The organism is Peribacillus cavernae, assembly GCF_003989135.1.
Classification (GTDB): Bacteria; Bacillota; Bacilli; order Bacillales; family DSM-1321; genus Peribacillus; species Peribacillus cavernae.
Map to the genome: position 1 here is coordinate 1 of NZ_RYZZ01000024.1, position 17,129 is coordinate 17,129.

The 17,129-nt window shown below is 40.2% G+C and carries 23 protein-coding genes, 1 tRNA gene and 1 pseudogene; 19 read left to right on the forward strand and 6 right to left on the reverse strand.

Annotation, left to right across the window (positions count from 1 at the left end; all coding sequences use genetic code 11):
• Window positions 1-253 precede the first annotated feature (253 nt).
• The 5 genes from ELQ35_RS15520 to tsaD all read left to right on the forward strand — a co-directional run bounded on the left by ELQ35_RS15520 (window position 254) and on the right by tsaD (window position 3,161).
• Window positions 254-327 (forward strand) — tRNA-Met (locus ELQ35_RS15520).
• A 170-nt stretch (window positions 328-497) separates the two neighbouring features.
• Window positions 498-950, forward strand: coding sequence for a tRNA (adenosine(37)-N6)-threonylcarbamoyltransferase complex ATPase subunit type 1 TsaE (tsaE, locus tag ELQ35_RS15525; RefSeq protein ID WP_126865808.1), 453 nt, complete (start codon window positions 498-500; stop codon window positions 948-950).
• A complete protein-coding gene (gene tsaB / locus ELQ35_RS15530) occupies window positions 950-1,642 on the forward strand; it encodes a tRNA (adenosine(37)-N6)-threonylcarbamoyltransferase complex dimerization subunit type 1 TsaB (protein WP_126865810.1) in 693 nt (230 codons plus the stop codon). Before tsaE ends, tsaB begins: the two co-directional genes overlap by 1 nt.
• A gap of 47 nt (window positions 1,643-1,689) precedes the next feature.
• Complete coding sequence (gene rimI / locus ELQ35_RS15535) at window positions 1,690-2,139, forward strand: ribosomal protein S18-alanine N-acetyltransferase (protein WP_126865812.1); 450 nt, start codon at window positions 1,690-1,692, stop codon at window positions 2,137-2,139.
• Window positions 2,139-3,161, forward strand: a complete 1,023-nt coding sequence (gene tsaD / locus ELQ35_RS15540; protein WP_126865814.1) for a tRNA (adenosine(37)-N6)-threonylcarbamoyltransferase complex transferase subunit TsaD — start codon at window positions 2,139-2,141, stop codon at window positions 3,159-3,161. Before rimI ends, tsaD begins: the two co-directional genes overlap by 1 nt.
• Window positions 3,162-3,378: 217 nt before the next feature.
• On the opposite strand, the gene ELQ35_RS15545 is transcribed toward tsaD, so the two are convergent.
• A complete protein-coding gene (locus tag ELQ35_RS15545) occupies window positions 3,379-5,304 on the reverse strand; it encodes an ABC-F family ATP-binding cassette domain-containing protein (protein WP_126865816.1) in 1,926 nt (641 codons plus the stop codon).
• Window positions 5,305-5,446: 142 nt separating this feature from the next.
• Between ELQ35_RS15545 and moaC the strand changes: the two genes are divergently transcribed.
• Entirely contained in the window at window positions 5,447-5,947 is a 501-nt protein-coding gene (gene moaC, locus ELQ35_RS15550) for a cyclic pyranopterin monophosphate synthase MoaC (RefSeq protein WP_126865818.1), read from the forward strand.
• A gap of 42 nt (window positions 5,948-5,989) precedes the next feature.
• Entirely contained in the window at window positions 5,990-6,637 is a 648-nt protein-coding gene (locus tag ELQ35_RS15555; protein WP_126865820.1) for a redox-sensing transcriptional repressor Rex, read from the forward strand.
• A gap of 45 nt (window positions 6,638-6,682) precedes the next feature.
• Here ELQ35_RS15555 and ELQ35_RS15560 read toward each other — a convergent pair whose 3' ends face one another.
• Both ELQ35_RS15560 and ELQ35_RS15565 read right to left on the reverse strand, forming a co-directional pair.
• Window positions 6,683-6,889: a YdiK family protein gene (locus ELQ35_RS15560; protein ID WP_126865822.1), complete on the reverse strand. Its 207-nt coding sequence runs from the start codon at window positions 6,887-6,889 to the stop codon at window positions 6,683-6,685.
• Window positions 6,886-7,620 carry a CPBP family intramembrane glutamic endopeptidase gene (locus ELQ35_RS15565; RefSeq protein WP_126865824.1) on the reverse strand — a complete coding sequence of 245 codons (735 nt, stop codon included), beginning with the start codon at window positions 7,618-7,620 and terminating at the stop codon, window positions 6,886-6,888. The genes ELQ35_RS15560 and ELQ35_RS15565 overlap by 4 nt, the downstream gene beginning before the upstream one ends.
• A 397-nt stretch (window positions 7,621-8,017) precedes the next feature.
• Between ELQ35_RS15565 and groES the strand changes: the two genes are divergently transcribed.
• Both groES and groL read left to right on the forward strand, forming a co-directional pair.
• On the forward strand, window positions 8,018-8,302 hold the full coding sequence (gene groES / locus ELQ35_RS15570) for a co-chaperone GroES (RefSeq protein ID WP_126865826.1): 285 nt from the start codon (window positions 8,018-8,020) through the stop codon (window positions 8,300-8,302).
• 63 nt (window positions 8,303-8,365) lie between these two features.
• A complete protein-coding gene (gene groL, locus ELQ35_RS15575) occupies window positions 8,366-9,997 on the forward strand; it encodes a chaperonin GroEL (protein WP_126865828.1) in 1,632 nt (543 codons plus the stop codon).
• Window positions 9,998-10,104: 107 nt separating this feature from the next.
• On the opposite strand, the pseudogene ELQ35_RS15580 reads toward groL, so the two are convergent.
• Window positions 10,105-11,314: pseudogene (locus tag ELQ35_RS15580) on the reverse strand (tyrosine-type recombinase/integrase).
• Window positions 11,315-11,316: 2 nt separating this feature from the next.
• Window positions 11,317-12,288 (reverse strand): hypothetical protein, encoded by a 972-nt coding sequence (locus ELQ35_RS15585; RefSeq protein ID WP_126865830.1) that lies wholly within the window; start codon window positions 12,286-12,288, stop codon window positions 11,317-11,319.
• A 139-nt stretch (window positions 12,289-12,427) separates the two neighbouring features.
• On the opposite strand from ELQ35_RS15585, the gene ELQ35_RS15590 reads away from it, so the two are divergent.
• The 10 genes from ELQ35_RS15590 to ELQ35_RS15630 all read left to right on the forward strand — a co-directional run bounded on the left by ELQ35_RS15590 (window position 12,428) and on the right by ELQ35_RS15630 (window position 16,321).
• On the forward strand, window positions 12,428-12,616 hold the full coding sequence (locus ELQ35_RS15590) for a hypothetical protein (RefSeq protein ID WP_185861793.1): 189 nt from the start codon (window positions 12,428-12,430) through the stop codon (window positions 12,614-12,616).
• Window positions 12,617-12,619: 3 nt separating this feature from the next.
• Entirely contained in the window at window positions 12,620-12,820 is a 201-nt protein-coding gene (locus ELQ35_RS15595) for a helix-turn-helix domain-containing protein (protein ID WP_126865834.1), read from the forward strand.
• A 22-nt stretch (window positions 12,821-12,842) separates the two neighbouring features.
• Complete coding sequence (locus ELQ35_RS15600; RefSeq protein ID WP_126865836.1) at window positions 12,843-13,568, forward strand: bifunctional DNA primase/polymerase; 726 nt, start codon at window positions 12,843-12,845, stop codon at window positions 13,566-13,568.
• Window positions 13,504-13,695, forward strand: coding sequence for a primase C-terminal domain-containing protein (locus ELQ35_RS23775; RefSeq protein WP_126865838.1), 192 nt, complete (start codon window positions 13,504-13,506; stop codon window positions 13,693-13,695). Before ELQ35_RS15600 ends, ELQ35_RS23775 begins: the two co-directional genes overlap by 65 nt.
• Window positions 13,685-14,143, forward strand: a complete 459-nt coding sequence (locus ELQ35_RS15610) for a DUF3987 domain-containing protein (RefSeq protein ID WP_126865840.1) — start codon at window positions 13,685-13,687, stop codon at window positions 14,141-14,143. The genes ELQ35_RS23775 and ELQ35_RS15610 overlap by 11 nt, the downstream gene beginning before the upstream one ends.
• Window positions 14,144-14,196: 53 nt before the next feature.
• On the forward strand, window positions 14,197-14,493 hold the full coding sequence (locus ELQ35_RS23780; protein ID WP_425466834.1) for a DUF3987 domain-containing protein: 297 nt from the start codon (window positions 14,197-14,199) through the stop codon (window positions 14,491-14,493).
• Window positions 14,462-15,118, forward strand: a complete 657-nt coding sequence (locus ELQ35_RS15620; protein WP_281278131.1) for a DUF3987 domain-containing protein — start codon at window positions 14,462-14,464, stop codon at window positions 15,116-15,118. The genes ELQ35_RS23780 and ELQ35_RS15620 overlap by 32 nt, the downstream gene beginning before the upstream one ends.
• 47 nt (window positions 15,119-15,165) lie before the next feature.
• Window positions 15,166-15,333, forward strand: a complete 168-nt coding sequence (locus ELQ35_RS22680; protein WP_185861795.1) for a hypothetical protein — start codon at window positions 15,166-15,168, stop codon at window positions 15,331-15,333.
• Window positions 15,334-15,664: 331 nt separating this feature from the next.
• On the forward strand, window positions 15,665-15,898 hold the full coding sequence (locus tag ELQ35_RS15625; protein WP_126865846.1) for a hypothetical protein: 234 nt from the start codon (window positions 15,665-15,667) through the stop codon (window positions 15,896-15,898).
• A complete protein-coding gene (locus ELQ35_RS15630; RefSeq protein ID WP_126865847.1) occupies window positions 15,899-16,321 on the forward strand; it encodes a hypothetical protein in 423 nt (140 codons plus the stop codon).
• A gap of 153 nt (window positions 16,322-16,474) precedes the next feature.
• On the opposite strand, the gene ELQ35_RS15635 is transcribed toward ELQ35_RS15630, so the two are convergent.
• On the reverse strand, window positions 16,475-17,129 hold a 655-nt coding region (locus ELQ35_RS15635; RefSeq protein WP_126865849.1), incomplete at its 5' end, for an IS3 family transposase.

Here is a 17,129-nt window from a genome sequence, read left to right on the forward strand (position 1 = left end):
ATCTCCCCCTGTGAGAGTAGGACGTCGCCAAGCATATGTTTTTATTGGATGTATATTTTTCTAATAACAGCATAAGCTAAATATGTATCAAATATAAACATCATTATTACCGTCGCGGGGTGGAGCAACGAGCAATACTTCACCGAATAAACTGCGAGTCGTACTGATCGAGATGCTTCTTGATTTAGCTTGCTGAGATCAGGACAGTCAAAGAAAGATGTACGCATAAGTAAAATTGCATCATTATTACCGTCGCGGGGTGGAGCAGTCTGGTAGCTCGTCGGGCTCATAACCCGAAGGTCGCAGGTTCAAATCCTGTCCCCGCAATCATGAAAAAGCGAAACTTGGTTTCGTCTTTTTTTTTTGCTTCAATATACTTGGTTTGTTTCTTTACGTAAAAAAAGGTAAACTAAATACAAACATAAATTCCTCAGCATGGAACCCTGAGGTTTTTTTATAACATAATATCTTGAATATAAATAAAAGGTGAAGAATGTATGCAGCAATTCGAGATCATCTCGGCTAATGAAGAAGAGACGGTACAATTTGCGGAAAACCTGGCTGCTAGACTTACATCTGGGGACGTTATTGCACTGGAAGGAGATTTAGGAGCCGGGAAAACTGCCTTTACGAAAGGGATTGCATCGGGACTTGGTGTTACAAGAAACGTCAACAGCCCTACTTTTACGATTATAAAAGAATATCGCGGCAGAATTCCTTTATATCATATGGATGTGTACCGGGTAAGTAATGCAGAAGAGGATTTAGGCTTTGAGGAATATTTTGAGGGTGAGGGTGTTACGGTTATTGAGTGGGCTCATCTAATAAAAGACCAACTACCCGAGGATCTCTTAGTTATTTATATTTTTCGCAATGGCGATACGAGCAGGCGCTTTGTTCTCGAACCGCATGGTGAAAGATATGTGAGTTTATGTAAGGAGATTGTTTAATGAAGGTACTAGCGATCGATACTTCCAATTTTGCTTTAGGCATCGCCCTGGCTGAAAAAGATAATGTGATTGGAGAATATATAACGAATCTAAAGAAGAACCATTCATTGCGGGTAATGCCTGCAATTGAAACATTGCTAAGGGATTGTGATACAAAGCCTTCTGATCTCGAAAAAATTGTCGTAGCCAGGGGACCGGGCTCTTATACCGGTGTTCGTATCGGTGTTACCATTGCCAAAACGCTTGCATGGACACTCAAAATTCCTTTAACTGGGATTTCGAGTTTAGAATCCCTGGCAGCAAACGGCCGTTATTTTAACGGACTTGTCTCGCCATTATTCGATGCAAGAAGAGGACAGATTTATACTGGATTATACGAACATAAGGGCAACAGTCTTGAAACGGTACTGGAGGATACAAACATTTTGGCTTCTGATTGGGCTAAGCGGTTAAAAGGTTATGATCGGCCTGTTTTGTTTATAGGCAGCGATGTTGCCCTGCATAATGAAGCTTTACAAGGCATGCTAAGCGATTTGGCTTTTTTTGCCCCAACGGCCTTATATAATCCAAGACCGGGGGAACTGGCTTTATTAGGGATGGATAAACCGGAAGAGGAAATCCACCATTTCGTACCCAACTATGTCCGTATGGCAGAAGCGGAGGCAAAATGGCTGGAGCAGCAAGGGAGATAAATGCATACGATAATCAAAACTACACATAAAGGAAGAGACCGATTGCGATGAGTAAAACAATGACATTTCGGTTTATGAGAGAAGAAGATATTGATCAAGTAATGATTGTGGAAAGACAGTCATTTTCTTTACCATGGAGCAGGGAAGCGTTTTACAATGAGTTGTATCATAACCAGTTTGCCAAGTATCTTGTATTGGAAGATGGCGGGAAAATTGCAGGGTATTGCGGAGCATGGATTGTTATTGATGAAGCACATATCACAAATATAGCAGTTTTGCCGGAATATAGAGGTAAGAAGTTGGGTGAGGCTTTATTATTGAAAATGATAGAGCTCTCGAGGAGCATGGGAGTGATCAGGATGACGCTGGAAGTTAGGGTTAGCAACGTAGCGGCACAATCGCTATATAAGAAGCTGGGTTTCCAAAAAGGCGGTATCCGCAGAAATTATTACACGGATAATCTAGAAGATGCTTATGTAATGTGGGTGAATATATAGTGGAAAAAGATCAACTTATTTTGGGCATTGAGACAAGCTGTGATGAAACGGCGGCTGCAGTCATTAAAAACGGTACGGAAATCCTAAGCAATGCAGTAGCTTCCCAAATCGAGAGCCATAAGCGGTTTGGCGGTGTGGTACCTGAGATCGCATCGAGGCATCATGTTGAGCAGATGACGATTGTACTTGAAGAAGCGCTCACACAGGCAGGGATTACGTATGAAGATATCGATGCTATTGCTGTCACGGAAGGCCCCGGCCTGGTTGGGGCCCTGTTAATCGGGGTAAATGCAGCAAAGGCCATTGCGTTTGCACACAATATCCCTCTAGTTGGTGTCCATCATATTGCTGGTCATATTTATGCTAACCGTCTGGTAACGGAATTGAAATTCCCTTCATTGTCATTGGTCGTATCAGGCGGCCATACCGAGCTTGTATTAATGGAAGCGCATGGGGAATTTACAGTAATCGGCGAAACCAGGGATGATGCCGCTGGTGAGGCTTATGACAAGGTTGCGCGAACTTTGAATCTTCCCTATCCCGGCGGACCCCATATCGACCGGCTTGCCCATGAAGGAACCCCTGGCTTAAACCTTCCCCGCGCCTGGCTGGAAGGTACATATGATTTTAGCTTTAGCGGCTTAAAGTCTGCCGTTATTAATACGCTGCACAATGCTGAGCAGCGAGGCGAAAAAATAGAGCCGGCGGTTCTCGCGGCCAGCTTCCAGGAAAGTGTGATTGATGTACTTGTTACGAAAACTTTGCGGGCGGCAAAGGCGTATCATGTAAGGCAGGTAATGCTTGCCGGGGGTGTTGCGGCTAATAAAGGCCTTCGTGCGGCGTTATCCGGCGCCTTTGAGGAATTTACTGATGTAGAGCTTGTTATTCCGCCATTATATTTATGTACGGATAATGCGGCAATGATCGGTGCTGCCGGAAGCATGCTATTTCAAAAAGGAAAGAGATCCAGCCTTGCCCTAAATGGAAATCCAGGCTTGGATATAGAACAATCATTCAATTAAGTCTGTTCCGAGGAGCAGGCTTTTTTTGTGGATAACCATATTTAAGCTCACTCATTCTGTGAATAACCCTGCGATTTGTGGATAATTAGGATTAAACCTGTGGATAATGTGGATCAATTTTCTCGTAGCTGTTAACATAACCTTTGCTATGTTAATAAGTCAGTGGATAATTTGTTGATATCTAAAAAAACGGAGCCTTCTAAGACTCCGTTATCAATTAGATCATTTCCTCAAGTTCCGCCCATTCTTCCATCAATAAATCAAGTTCGGCCTGAGTCTTTTCTAACTTTTTCTGCACCTCTAAAACTTTTTCATGATCTTGAAAAACTTCCGGACTTGTAAGGGTTTCGTTATATTCCTGAATCTCACTTTCGAGTTTCTCCATTGTCAGTTCAATTTCTTCTAAGCGCCGTGTTCGCTGCCGTTCCAATTTCTTTGCTTCTTTATCTATTTTATGATTTGTTTTTTTGTTACTTTTGGCGGTTCTGCTGTCTTTTGCAGCTTCTTCTAGCTCTTTTATTTCGGCCTGTTCTTGCTTCTTTTCTAGATAATAATCGTAGTCACCTAAGAATTCCTCGCTACTGTCTTTAGAAAGCTCGATAACTTTGGTAGCGATTCGGTTAATGAAGTATCTGTCATGAGAAACGAATAGAATCGTCCCTGGATAATCAACCAGTGCATTTTCAAGTACGATTTTGCTATCAAGATCGAGATGGTTAGTAGGCTCGTCCAATATTAACAGATTCGCTTTTTCCATCATCAATTTGGCCAGGGCAAGACGCGCTTTCTCACCGCCGCTTAAAGTGGATACCGTTTTTAAAACGTCATCCCCAGAAAAAAGGAAATTCCCCAAAATGGTACGTATTTCCTTTTCTGGTTTAAGCGGGTGTTCGTCCCACAGTTCATTCAATACGCGTTTATTGGAAATGAGTTCTGCTTGTTCTTGATCATAGTAGCTTATCTGAACATTCGTCCCAAAACGAAATTCACCACTGATCGGTGCCAGCTTGCCGATGAGTGTTTTTAGCAGAGTGGATTTCCCCACACCATTTGGCCCAACTAAGGCAATGCTGTCACCCTTTGTTATTCTCATAGCAATCTGCTTGGAAACAGTCTGGCTTTCATAGCCGATGGCCAAATTGGTAATATTCAGTACTTCATTGCCGCTTTGCCGCTCAATGTCAAAAGAAAAAGAGGCTGACTTTTCATCGCCGTGCGGCCGGTCGATAATTTCCATCTTTTCTAGCTGTTTTCTTCGGCTCTGTGCGCGTTTTGTGGTTGAAGCCCTGGTAATATTTTTTTGGACAAAATCACGAAGCTTCTCAATCTCTCCTTGCTGTTTTTCATATTGCTTCATTTCATGCTCGTAATCTTCTGCTTTTTTAACTAAATAAGCACTGTAGTTGCCATGAAATTTTTTGCTGGCATTTCGTGAAATTTCATAAACCTGGTTGACCACTTTATCCAGAAAGTAACGATCATGCGACACAATCAGTACAGCCCCGTGGTAGCCCTGGAGATACTGCTCAAGCCAGGAAAGCGTTGCTATATCTAAATGGTTGGTTGGTTCATCAAGTATTAAGATATCCGGTTTTGTCAGAAGAAGTTTACCAAGGGCGAGCCTTGTTTTCTGTCCGCCGCTTAATGCAGAAATAGGGGTAGAGATATCATAACCAGCGAACTGAAGGCCGTGGAGAACAGAGCGGATATCGGCTTCGAATTGGTAGCCGCCTTGTTCCTTGAAGGCAATTTGCTGTTCATCGTATTCCTTCAACACCTTCTGATAAAAAACGTCATTCTCAAGTATATTTGAATCTGCCATTGTCTCTTCAAGCCTTCTTAACTCTTTTTCCTGTTGTAGAAGGTCAGTGAAAACAGTTAGCATCTCATCCCATATCGAAAGATTAGATTCAAGCCCTGTATCCTGTGCCAGGTAACCGATTTTCACACCCTTCGGACGGATCATTTCCCCGCTGTCATAGGAAAGCTGCCCGGCGATGATTTTTAGTAGCGTGGATTTACCAGCACCATTTCGACCTACTAATGCAATTCTGTCTTTATTTTGTACTTCAAGCTTCATATTAGATAAGATAAGTTCAGCACCATAATATTTTGTTATTTGATTGATTTGTAACAAAATCATTGTTATCACCTCGAGTTGCAATATAGCTAGTGTAACGTATTCAGGACTCTAACGGCAACAGAGGTGATTATGTGAAACTTCCAACAATCCTGGACACAAACAGGGGAAAATAGTGTATGATTACTATAAGAGGTGTTTTTTTATGGTCGAATTTACGCATTTTAACGAGCAAGGCAGAGCAAAAATGGTTGATGTAAGCCATAAGCCTGAAACAGTTCGGACTGCCACAGCGCAATCGAGTATATTGTTGAATGAAGAAATATACGAAAGGATTGCTGCGAATACAATGAAAAAGGGTGATGTTCTTGCGGTAGCACAGGTCGCTGGCATCATGGCAAGCAAGAATACTTCTGGAATCATCCCGATGTGCCATCCTATTCCACTTTCGGGTGTCAATATTTCTTTTCAATGGAATAAAGAAGAAAATGGCCACAAGCTGGGCATTACCGTAACAGCGATGACTAAAGGAAGTACAGGTGTGGAAATGGAAGCGCTAACAGCAGCTGCGGTAACAGCACTGACCGTCTATGATATGTGCAAGGCCATTGATAAGGGAATGATCATCGGACCCACCTATTTAGTGGAAAAGACTGGCGGAGTATCAAGCCCCGATTATAAACGGCAAATCAAACAAACGGAATAAACCATCTATGTAAAGAGGAAAGCTCGAAAGCGGGGGAGAAAAATGAATCAAGAACAAGTTAGGATTCCGCAAGCAACTGCAAAAAGGCTACCACTATATTATCGGTTCTTAAAAAATCTGCATTCATCAGGAAAACAAAGGGTTTCTTCTGCCGAGCTGAGTGAAGCAGTAAAGGTGGATTCCGCGACGATCAGAAGAGATTTTTCTTATTTTGGGGCACTTGGAAAAAAAGGCTATGGTTATAATGTGAATTATCTGCTTTCTTTCTTTAGGAAAACGCTTGATCAAGATGAATTAACAAAAGTGGCTCTGATAGGAGTAGGTAACTTAGGAACTGCCTTTTTGCATTATAATTTTTTGAAAAATAATAATACAAAAATTGAACTGGCTTTTGATGTGGATGAAAATAAAGTTGGAAGTGAAATAGGCAATGTACCTGTTTATCACATGGCTGAAATTGAAACAAGGCTTCAGGAGGAAAACGTGACGGTTGCCATTTTAACCGTGCCTGCCCCGGCTGCCCAGTCGATTACAGACCGATTGATCCAGGCGGACATAAAGGGCATACTCAATTTCACCCCAGCGAGGCTGAATGTCCCCTCAACGATACGCATCCATCATATTGATCTGGCTGTAGAGCTTCAATCGTTAGTGTACTTTTTGAAGCATTACCCGGTCACTGCGGAATAACAGATCTAACAAACAAACGCTGCCTTTTTGATGGCAGCGTTTTGTTTACTTCTTTTTATTTTCGCTAGACTTGATTTTGAGGTGGAGCATGACCATACGTATTCCTGAGCCAAAGTCAAGCGTGGCCAGGAGAACAAACACATAGGAAAGGAATCCCCAGCCTGAGCTGGAAACTTCCTGAACGGCAAAAACAGTGAACAGTACACCTAATGCCATGTAAAAAAATCCAGCAGTTATTGGTGAACGTCTCATAGTAAACCTCCGATAAAGCCTTGTATAGTTTCCATTTCCCTCATCATTTTTTCTATATCATCCTGATAAACCGATTGAAAAATAACGACCAATGTATTCATGGAGATATGAGCCAGTATGGGAACGATAATCCGTTTTGTTTTCACATATAAAAAAGCAAAGGTAAAACCCATGGCTGAATACAAGAGGATGTGAACCAATTCGAAATGGGCAAGGCCGAAAATGACTGAACTGACTAATGCTGAAATAAAAAAGTTGTAGCGCTTATAAAGCGATCCGAAGATTATTTTTCGGAAAATAATCTCCTCTAGAATCGGGCCGATCACCGAACTTACAAAGATCACCAGAGGTACTTGTTCGATAAGCGACAGGATTTGTTGGGTATTTTCGGAACCAGGATCAATCCCGATCATCTGTTCAATTACCCCTGCAATCGATTGCGAAAACAGGGCCAAAAAAACGCCGGCAATCGTCCACACAGCTGAAGCAGTTATGGAAGCTTGATTCCGCGCATTTATATTGTCCTTCATATCCTTGCGCATGAAAAATACTACGAGAATAAGGGCTGCAAAAAAACTGAAGACAATCCAATATGCCCCTGATTTTACTCGGACCTCATCTGCAGGAAATCCCATCATCGTCCCGATAACCGCCAGAATGGGCACGCCGATGATGCTGGATAATTGCATTACGATATAGGTGATAATGACAAACCAATACTCTCTTTTCAAATAATATTTCTCCTTTAGCCGAATGTTTGCCTTGCTTTTTCCATTGTACTTGAATAATCGGTTTGAAAATGAGTACAATGCATGTTGTATCTCGAGTAAAAGCGGTTGTGTAAAAGGCTTAAAGCAATCCCTTAACTTAAAGCGTAACAAAAAATAGAAAAGAACTCCAATTTAAGCTTTGATCATATTCTTTTTTTTGTATTCGATACGTTGATTAGCTATCATGATATAGTATCCCCTTGTTATCGCATAAATTAATGCGAAATTTTTTTCTATAGATACTTGCAAAAAACGGCTGATTTATTTAATATTATAATTGTTGTTAGCACTCGGGAGTGATGAGTGCTAACAATTCACAAAAACAATTAATCATTAGAATTTGAGGAGGTTGTTTCACTTGTTAAAACCATTAGGTGATCGTGTTGTAATTGAACTAGTTCCATCTGAAGAAAAAACGGCAAGCGGTATTGTTTTACCTGATACTGCCCAAGAGAAACCTCAAGAAGGCAAGGTTGTAGCTGTTGGATCTGGCCGCGTGCTTGAAAACGGCGAGCATGTCGCTTTGGAGGTTGCACAAGGCGATCTAATTATCTTCTCAAAATATGCTGGCACCGAAGTGAAATATGAAGGAAATGAATACTTAATTTTACGTGAAAGCGACATCTTAGCTGTTATCGGCTAAATCCACACACATACTTAGATATAATGAAAAAATTTTTCTAAAACGATTGGGAGGTATTCATAAATGGCTAAAGATATTAAATTTAGTGAAGAAGCTCGACGTTCCATGCTTCGCGGGGTGGATGCCCTTGCGAACGCGGTAAAAGTAACTCTCGGACCAAAAGGACGCAACGTGGTTCTTGAGAAAAAATTTGGTTCACCGCTAATCACCAATGACGGTGTAACAATTGCGAAAGAAATTGAATTAGAAGATGCTTTCGAAAACATGGGAGCAAAACTTGTAGCAGAAGTTGCCAGCAAAACAAACGACGTTGCCGGTGATGGTACGACAACTGCGACGGTCCTTGCTCAAGCAATGATCCGTGAAGGCCTTAAAAACGTAACGGCAGGCGCCAACCCAATGGGTATCCGAAAAGGGATCGAAAAAGCGGTTACAGCTGCAATTGAAGAATTACAAGCCATTTCTAAACCAATTGAAGGCAAAGATTCTATCGCACAGGTTGCCGCTATTTCTTCTTCCGACGAAGAAGTTGGACAGTTGATCGCTGAGGCGATGGAACGCGTTGGCAACGATGGCGTTATCACAATTGAAGAATCCAAAGGGTTTACAACTGAGCTTGACGTTGTAGAAGGTATGCAATTCGACCGTGGATATGCATCTCCATATATGGTGACTGATTCCGATAAAATGGAAGCTGTCCTAGAAAATCCTTATATCTTAATTACTGATAAGAAAATCACTAACATCCAGGAAATCCTTCCTGTTCTTGAACAAGTTGTTCAACAAGGCAAGCCGCTATTGATGATTGCTGAAGATGTTGAAGGGGAAGCATTGGCAACTCTTGTTGTGAACAAGCTGCGCGGAACATTTAATGCAGTAGCTGTAAAAGCTCCTGGATTCGGTGACCGCCGTAAAGCTATGCTTGAAGACATCGCTGCATTAACAGGCGGTGAAGTGATTACTGAAGAAGTAGGACTTGACCTTAAATCGGCTACAATTGAATCTTTAGGCCGCGCTTCTAAAATCGTTGTATCAAAAGAAAACACAACAATTATTGAGGGTGCAGGCGAACCTGCCGGAATCCAGGCACGCGTTAGCCAAATCCGCGTTCAATTAGAAGAAACTACTTCCGAATTTGATCGTGAAAAGTTACAAGAACGCCTTGCTAAGTTAGCTGGCGGTGTAGCGGTAATCAAGGTTGGAGCTGCTACCGAAACAGAATTAAAAGAACGCAAGCTTCGCATTGAAGACGCATTAAACTCCACTCGTGCTGCAGTTGAAGAAGGAATCGTTGCCGGTGGTGGTACAGCTCTTCTAAACGTATACAATAAAGTAGCTTCTATCCAAGCAGAAGGCGACCAAGCAACAGGTGTTAACATCGTCCTACGTGCGATCGAAGAACCTGTACGCCAAATCGCTCACAATGCCGGCCTTGAAGGGTCTGTTATTGTTGAACGCCTAAAACACGAAGCAGTCGGCACTGGTTTCAATGCAGCTACTGGCGAATGGGTAAACATGATCGAAGCTGGTATCGTGGACCCAACTAAAGTAACTCGCTCTGCACTACAAAACGCTGGTTCTGTAGCGGCTATGCTCTTGACAACTGAAGCAGTTGTAGCAGACAAGCCGGAAGAAAATTCAGCTCCTGCAATGCCTGATATGGGCGGCATGGGTGGAATGGGCGGCATGATGTAATCATATCCTCTAAAACCCAGTAATAATAGGGTTTATAGACCCTTATATACTCTGAAAATACCTAAAGGGTAACAGAAGGGTAACATTTTCTTGAATAAGGGTCTGAATTAGAGGCTTTCCATGAGTTCTTTGAACTTTTGGGAAGCCTCTTTTTTCATCTCTTTGGTCACATGTAGATATACATTTTTTGTTGTATCTTTCCTTGTGTCCTAATCGTTCCATTATTTGTGGAAGACTTACACCTGCCTGAGCTAAAAGAGATGTATGAGTATGACGTAATGAATGTGGCGTAAGCTCAGGATTTAATTCTGCCATTTTTAATAATCGTCTCATGCGGTTCTCTATTTTTTTTATATAAAGCGGGTAACCAGGGAGTTCCCCATCAATGCTTGCAAAAACAAAATCATAATTATGGTAAATATCTCGATGCTTCATCATTGTTTGTTTTTGAACTAACTTATGCTTGTTTAGCTCATTAATCACAGTCTCATCAACATCAATAATCCGTACCGCTGTTGGAGTTTTTGGGGTTAAAAGCTTGTATTCCTTTCTATTGTTAGTGGGGTTGTAATATGTTTTTGAAATGCTTATTGTGTGTTTTTCAAAATCGATATCACGCCACTTCAGAGCGCAGAGTTCGCCTGCACGTACACCGGTATATGCCAGTAATAAAAAGATTGGATAATCTTGGTCTATTCCAAACTTTTTTGCTATGTGGAGGAAATGCTTGAGTTCCTCTTTCTCTAAATATTTTGGTAAGCCTCTTCGTCCCTCCAACTCTTCAATAGTTTTTTGCTGTTTAGGAACCTGAGTATACTCAGTAGGGTCCTTTTTTAGTATTTCTAATTCTACTGCTTTTTTAAAGATCATTCTGCCAGTTCGATGGGCGCCCTCAATAGTGTTCTGAGCATATCCTCTTTTCTTTAAGTCATTTAAGGCATTTTGGTATTGCCTTCTATTGATGTCTTTTAATTTTAGCTTAGCAAAATAGTCCAATAACCGTTTAATTTCATGTATTCGAATACGTACAGTGCTTTCTTTTACAATTCCAGTCCCTTCATAAAGGGATAACCATTCGTAAGCAAAGCCCTCAAATGTCACATCACTTTCTTTCACATAAAGGCCTTGATTTATTTCGTTTTCAATAATAGCAACCGCCGCTTCAGCCTCTTTTTTCGTCCGGAAACCGCTTTTTTTCTTTTGTTTACGTTTTCCGGTTTTAGGGTCTTTACCTACATCCACAATGTAAGCCCAACTTGCTCCACATTTGCATTTCTTACCTTCGCATTTACAACGTGGTCTATATATATGACTCATTTTTATTCCTTTCCTCCTTTTTCTACAATACGTATTCTATATGCTTCTTGCTTACAAGCCTCATTGCAATATTTTTTGCGCCCGGATTTTACAAAAGGAAACCGGCAATTCCTGTTTTCACAAAGGTAGACATTTTTTGAGTTGTTAATGGTCTGCCAGAGGTCATAATAAATAGCAGCAAGTAAATACTTAGAATATCGCTGTTCCGTTATCGTAAATTCCTTTGTTGAAGTATTAGAAATTACTTCTCCGGGCCCTAAATTGATTCCTCCCGATATACGCAATTCCAAAATCTTAGCTAATGTATATTGGGCAATATCAAGCATGGACTTTTCTTCAAATTCTTTTGGTAGCATAAGAATTACTTCTCCGTTGGTCCAATAGACAAAATAACGTTCTGTTATCTCCCTGTCTTCCGCTAAACTACCAAACCTTCCACTATGCAATTTTATCTCAATTACTTCATATAAAAGTTCCTCGGAATTTGCTTTTCTTGCAGTATGATACAACCTCAGAATTCTTCGAACTTCATCTATATGCCATTGCCATAATTCAATGGGTTCAAAAACACTAAAATCATATTTAGTAAAGAGAATAGGTGGCTCTAAGGTAGCCATTATTGCAGGGGAATTGGAATTAACCTGTAGATTATCAGGGTGTGTAATTCCTAACAAACCATACTTCATGGAAAATGCCTCGATATCTTTGATAGTTTTTAAACTAGCGAATTTATCCATCAAACCATCATTATTAAAAATGATCTGATGGGAATCTCTTTCTAAACTCGCCAATTTCAAAGCAAAAGACATATTCTCCCCTGAAGCTTTCCTCCAATTTTTAATACTTTCCTTTAACAATTCTTTTGAGCCAGGTCCCAAATTTTGCTGCTCGACAACTAGGTTTTCAATTGACACAAGTTCTACTGGATACAAATTAATTTTTGAACTATGGGATAACGGATAATAGTTATACATTTTATTCCTCCTATAAGATTGTTACCGTATGTTACGATAATACGCGTTTTTATTGTTAATTAACGTAACAACTTTTTGATACAATGATTGTAACACCAACACCAGCACCAGCACCAATCAATAACAAAGGAGGGATATTATGAAAAACCATAGGAGAAATGAAGACATTCGAAAAGCTAAAGGTTCAGTTCCCAATTGGCTCATAGCCGAAAAGTTAGGCATTCATGAGAATTCCTTATACCGATTATTGAGACAAGAATTACCCAAAGACAAAAAGGAAGAAATCTTAAAAGTCATTGAAAAATTAAAGTTAGATTTGGAGGTGTAAGTTATGGGAATGGAAAGCCTTCCGAATATATTAACGGCTCAGCATATTGCAGATTACTTAGGAATATCAAGACGCCGTGTATATGAACTTATGCAAATTAGTGAAGAAGCAGGTGGAATAAGGTGCTTTAGTATTGGCTTATCAAAACGTGTTGATAAAGAAGACTTCTTTCAGTGGATTGAAATGAAGAAAAACTTAAAATGATGAATTTATTTGGAGGTATGAAATGTGTAATTACAGGGTCTCACCGAACGGGAAAGTAGCTCTAGCGTATGCAAGTAAATTAAATTGGTCAGTCTTTCCACTTCATACACCAAAAGGGAAGTTATGCTCTTGCTATAATCCTAACTGTAAAAGTACTGGTAAACATCCTCGTACAAAAAACGGTTTAAAATCCGCTTCCACTAACTTAGATGTAATAAATGGCTGGTGGAAAAAGTGGCCAGATGCCAACATTGCAATAGCCACAGGACAACAGAGTGGATTTGTTGTTTTAGATATTGATCCTCGACATGGAGGGGAAGACTCGTTGAATCTACTAATAAACCAATATGGACCGCTTCCTGAAACGATACAGGCAATTACAGGGGAAGGAGGTCGCCATATTTTATTTAAAAATCCAGGGTACGTTAGGAATCGAACTAACATATTACCTGGATTAGACGTTAGGGGAGAAGGAGGATATATTGTGGTGGCTCCTTCTCTACATGCTTGTGGGAAAAGATATGAATGGGAGTTATCTAGTAGACCGCTTAGTGTCGCATTATACTATATGCCCGATTGGTTATTACAGATGATAGTTGATCCTGTAGTAGAAAAACCTGCAAAAAAACCAGACGACTATTGGATAAAAATCATTCAAGGCGTTGGTGAAGGGAGAACGGAACATGTCCGCTGCTTCCCTTTCCGGGTACTTGCTAAGGCATGGGATAGCGGCTCCTATAGTCTATGAATTAATGCTTTTATGGAATGAGAGAAATAATCCTCCAGAATCTATTGAAGTCATAGAGACCACATTCCAGAGTATTTTAAAAAGGGAATTAAAGCGCTTGAAGGGAGGAAGGGAACGTGAGTCTTAACGCTGAATTAATGGCGGAATATGAGGCGGCAAAAGAGGTTATGAGGGCACACCATAACAAGGAACAAGAAATAGAATGGCATAAACCTATCTTCTTTGATGACTACACGCTCCCTCCGTTCCCGGTGCATGTGTTCCCAAGATGGTTACGTAATTATGTGGAGGGTGTGGCTGAATCGACACAGACTCCTGTAGATGCGCCAGGGATGGCGGCTATATCTGTATTATCTACAGCGTTAGCCAAACAATTTTATGTTCGCTTAACAGGGGAATGGAGCGAATCGTTAAACACCTATACGATTTTAGCACTTCCTCCTGGTAATCGGAAAAGTTCGGTTTTTAAAGCGTTACAAGAGCCAGTAACGCACTACGAAAAAGAGGAACGGGAACGGTTAGCCAAGAAAGTATCCGAGCAAAAGGCAAAGTTGAAAGCTAAACAAAAAGATTAGAACATCTTGAAAAGGAATACGCCAAAACTGGAGATCAAATTACGTTAAACGAAATTTGTGTTTTAACAAATGAAATTGATGAACAAAAAATTATAACCCTTCCACGTCTTATAACTGAAGATGTAACACCGGAAAAACTAGCAGATTTAATGGCCGAGAATAATGAAAAAATGGCCTTGCTGTCAGCGGAGGGAGGCGGAATATTTAACATTATGGCAGGACGTTATGCTTCCGATGGAAAAGCAAACCTAGAAATATTTTTAAAAGGGTTCAGTGGTGATTATTGCGCTGTTGATCGAATAGGACGCGGGGCAAATTATCCGGGTGGCAGGATTACTCCATGTAGCTGAACATGTACAAGATTTGCCTGAGAATAAGCCAAGCATTGGACAAATACCAAAACAAATACAAGCAGAAACATTTAATAAAGCCCAGAAGTTAGCTAGGTATTTTATTGAACATGCCAAAGCGGCTTATGGCTGCATGGGAGCCGATCAAGGTAACCAAGATGCAAAGTATCTACTAGATGTGATTAAGCGGCAAGATAAGCCTGTTATTGAATATAGAGATATTCAAAACCTTACCAGGAAACGATTTAAAAAAGCCGTTCACTTAAAAACGACATTGTTAGAATTGGAGGAACGAGGATTTGTTCATAGAAAAAAAGATGGCCGGAAAAGTTTTTTAGAAGTGAACCCATACCTTATGGATACCCGGAAAAGAGCCCACAATACCCACAATAGTCCACAAATCCTTTTAAAGAGGAAAAAACAACGTGTGGATGATGAGTCCCTGTCAGTACACAATACACATAACTCAAGCAGTGGGAAACCAAACGTGGGTAATGTGTATCAATGTGTCCCAGAAGCATCCACGCTACAAAACCAAGACCGACAAGAGATTAAACTAAATGTGGGTAATGTGGGTGAAAATCAAGGGTTGGAAAATAAAGATAATGAGGACTTGATTATATGATTGACTGTATAAGCATTATTCAGTCAGCTGAACGGTTGGGGGCGGAGTTGTTAGAAGATGGTGATGATATTCGTGTAAAAAAAGGTAAATATCTCCCCGATTCAATTACTGCCAGTATAGGAGATAATAAAAGGGAGATATTAGCTATTCTTGAGATGAATGGCGAGCTGGCTTTATGGTTGCCATTCCGGGGGAACTCTACACTGTTACTTTAAGTAATGTAAGCAGTATCTATGTTGAGTATATTGAAGGCGGTTGGGAAGCATGGAGGGAAACCCAGTATCCCAACCAGCGCAAAATCATAAATAGCAAAATAATAGCTAACAGCAACACGGTTGATTTTGTTTTTCGCAAAGTAGAACAATACCTTGATTACATTATAAAAAAGAAGGGGAAAACATGATAAATTTTGAGGTTGGTTTTTAACAGCTGCTCTCGATTCCTCATTTTCCGAGAAGGACGAAATGTACTAAAACTTACTAAAAAATGTACCAGAATAATAGCTCGATAAGTTGATTTAAAGCCTTTAAAGGGAGGATTGAAAAAATGGCGCCACTGTATAAAAACGACGTAAGGCTGAATCGGCCCCAAGATGTTAGGAGAATGTTGTCCAGGGTTATTAATTACTTATTAACTACAGGGGAAATGACAAATGAGAAAGCAAAGGCCATTAATGCTCTATCAAATACAACGCTAAAAAGTATAGAAATGGGGGACTTGCAAGAAGAACTTGAACAACTCAAGGAAGTGGTGCAAAAACTGGAGGGAGAGGGCAAATAAATGAGTGTTAAAACTAGCTTAAATACTTTTAAAAAAATGAACGACAAGATATATCCAAAGTTAAGTGCAAATGACCGTTTTAAAATGGTTATCAAGACATTTGTTAATGGTGATGAAGTACAACGTAAAAAGCTTGTAAAGTCATGCCCAATGGTTAACTATTATGAACCAGATAACGCCTTTACAGCAAGAATGGAAGCTTCGAGGGATATCGTTACAGTCTTTGTAATTCAACTTTTAGAATACGACAAAAAAATATCCATCATGAAGATACTCAATGAATTTAATTGTAAAGAACTAGAGCCGAATGCTGAGTTTAGAGTTGTAAATGAAGTTCAGGCTTTTCTTTTGGCATTTGAAACGTTCTGCGAGGATCATTTAGGGATCGAATTGCAAGATATGATTCAAGCTTGGTATGGGTAAGATGACAGGTATATTCACAAGATAGTTAAGATCAAGGAATTTATAGATAATTATCAATTAGACCATAATCGTGAACTAAAGGAAAACTGGTTAGAAAAGGTCTTTTTAAAAGCGTGGAGAACAAGAGTTAAAGTTTGGTATGTCAACACTAAACTAGACAAATTCCTTAAGGTCTGCATTTTCGTAATCAATCGGACTTACATAACCAAGTGTTCCGTGAATTCGCAAGTAATTAAACCAGTGGACATAGTCGTGTAGTTCTCTTGTCAAATCTTCTAAACTATCAAAATGTCGTCCCTTAACAAACTCAGTTTTGATGATTTTAAACGTGGCTTCAGCTACGGCATTGTCATATGGGCAGCCCTTCATACTTAAAGAACGCTGAATTTTAAACGTCTCTAAAGCATCGTCAATCAGTTTATTTTTAAACTCATTTCCTCGATCCGTATGAAAGATTTGCACTTTATTGAGATCCACTTTGATGGAGGCCAGCGCACGATAAACGAGTAATGCATCCTTGTTTGGTCCTGTGCTGCAGCCCACGATTTCTCGATTAAAGAGGTCAACAAACACACATACATAATGCCATTTTTGATTGACTCTTACGTATGTCAAATCGCTCACAATCGCTGACATTTCATCTTCCTGGTCAAACTTGCGATTTAATTCATTCTTCTGTTCTGATTCGTTACATGACTTCACATGGGGTTTAAATTGAGCTACGGTGTAAGCCGAGACAAGGCCCTGCTCTTGCATAATTCGCCCAATTCGTCGTCTAGAAACGATTAGACCGCGTTTCTTCAATTCT

Excerpts from the sequence above, each read along its gene's own strand:
- tsaE (WP_126865808.1), top strand. The coding sequence starts at position 498 with ATGCAGCAATTCGAGATCATCTCGGCTAATGAAGAAGAGACGGTACAA.
- tsaB (WP_126865810.1), top strand. The coding sequence starts at position 950 with ATGAAGGTACTAGCGATCGATACTTCCAATTTTGCTTTAGGCATCGCC.
- rimI (WP_126865812.1), top strand. The coding sequence starts at position 1,690 with ATGAGTAAAACAATGACATTTCGGTTTATGAGAGAAGAAGATATTGAT.
- ELQ35_RS15545 (WP_126865816.1), bottom strand. The coding sequence starts at position 5,304 with ATGATTTTGTTACAAATCAATCAAATAACAAAATATTATGGTGCTGAA.
- moaC (WP_126865818.1), top strand. The coding sequence starts at position 5,447 with ATGGTCGAATTTACGCATTTTAACGAGCAAGGCAGAGCAAAAATGGTT.
- ELQ35_RS15555 (WP_126865820.1), top strand. The coding sequence starts at position 5,990 with ATGAATCAAGAACAAGTTAGGATTCCGCAAGCAACTGCAAAAAGGCTA.
- ELQ35_RS15560 (WP_126865822.1), bottom strand. The coding sequence starts at position 6,889 with ATGAGACGTTCACCAATAACTGCTGGATTTTTTTACATGGCATTAGGT.
- groL (WP_126865828.1), top strand. The coding sequence starts at position 8,366 with ATGGCTAAAGATATTAAATTTAGTGAAGAAGCTCGACGTTCCATGCTT.
- ELQ35_RS15585 (WP_126865830.1), bottom strand. The coding sequence starts at position 12,288 with ATGTATAACTATTATCCGTTATCCCATAGTTCAAAAATTAATTTGTAT.
- ELQ35_RS15590 (WP_185861793.1), top strand. The coding sequence starts at position 12,428 with ATGAAAAACCATAGGAGAAATGAAGACATTCGAAAAGCTAAAGGTTCA.
- ELQ35_RS15595 (WP_126865834.1), top strand. The coding sequence starts at position 12,620 with ATGGGAATGGAAAGCCTTCCGAATATATTAACGGCTCAGCATATTGCA.
- ELQ35_RS15600 (WP_126865836.1), top strand. The coding sequence starts at position 12,843 with ATGTGTAATTACAGGGTCTCACCGAACGGGAAAGTAGCTCTAGCGTAT.
- ELQ35_RS23775 (WP_126865838.1), top strand. The coding sequence starts at position 13,504 with ATGTCCGCTGCTTCCCTTTCCGGGTACTTGCTAAGGCATGGGATAGCG.
- ELQ35_RS15625 (WP_126865846.1), top strand. The coding sequence starts at position 15,665 with ATGGCGCCACTGTATAAAAACGACGTAAGGCTGAATCGGCCCCAAGAT.
- ELQ35_RS15630 (WP_126865847.1), top strand. The coding sequence starts at position 15,899 with ATGAGTGTTAAAACTAGCTTAAATACTTTTAAAAAAATGAACGACAAG.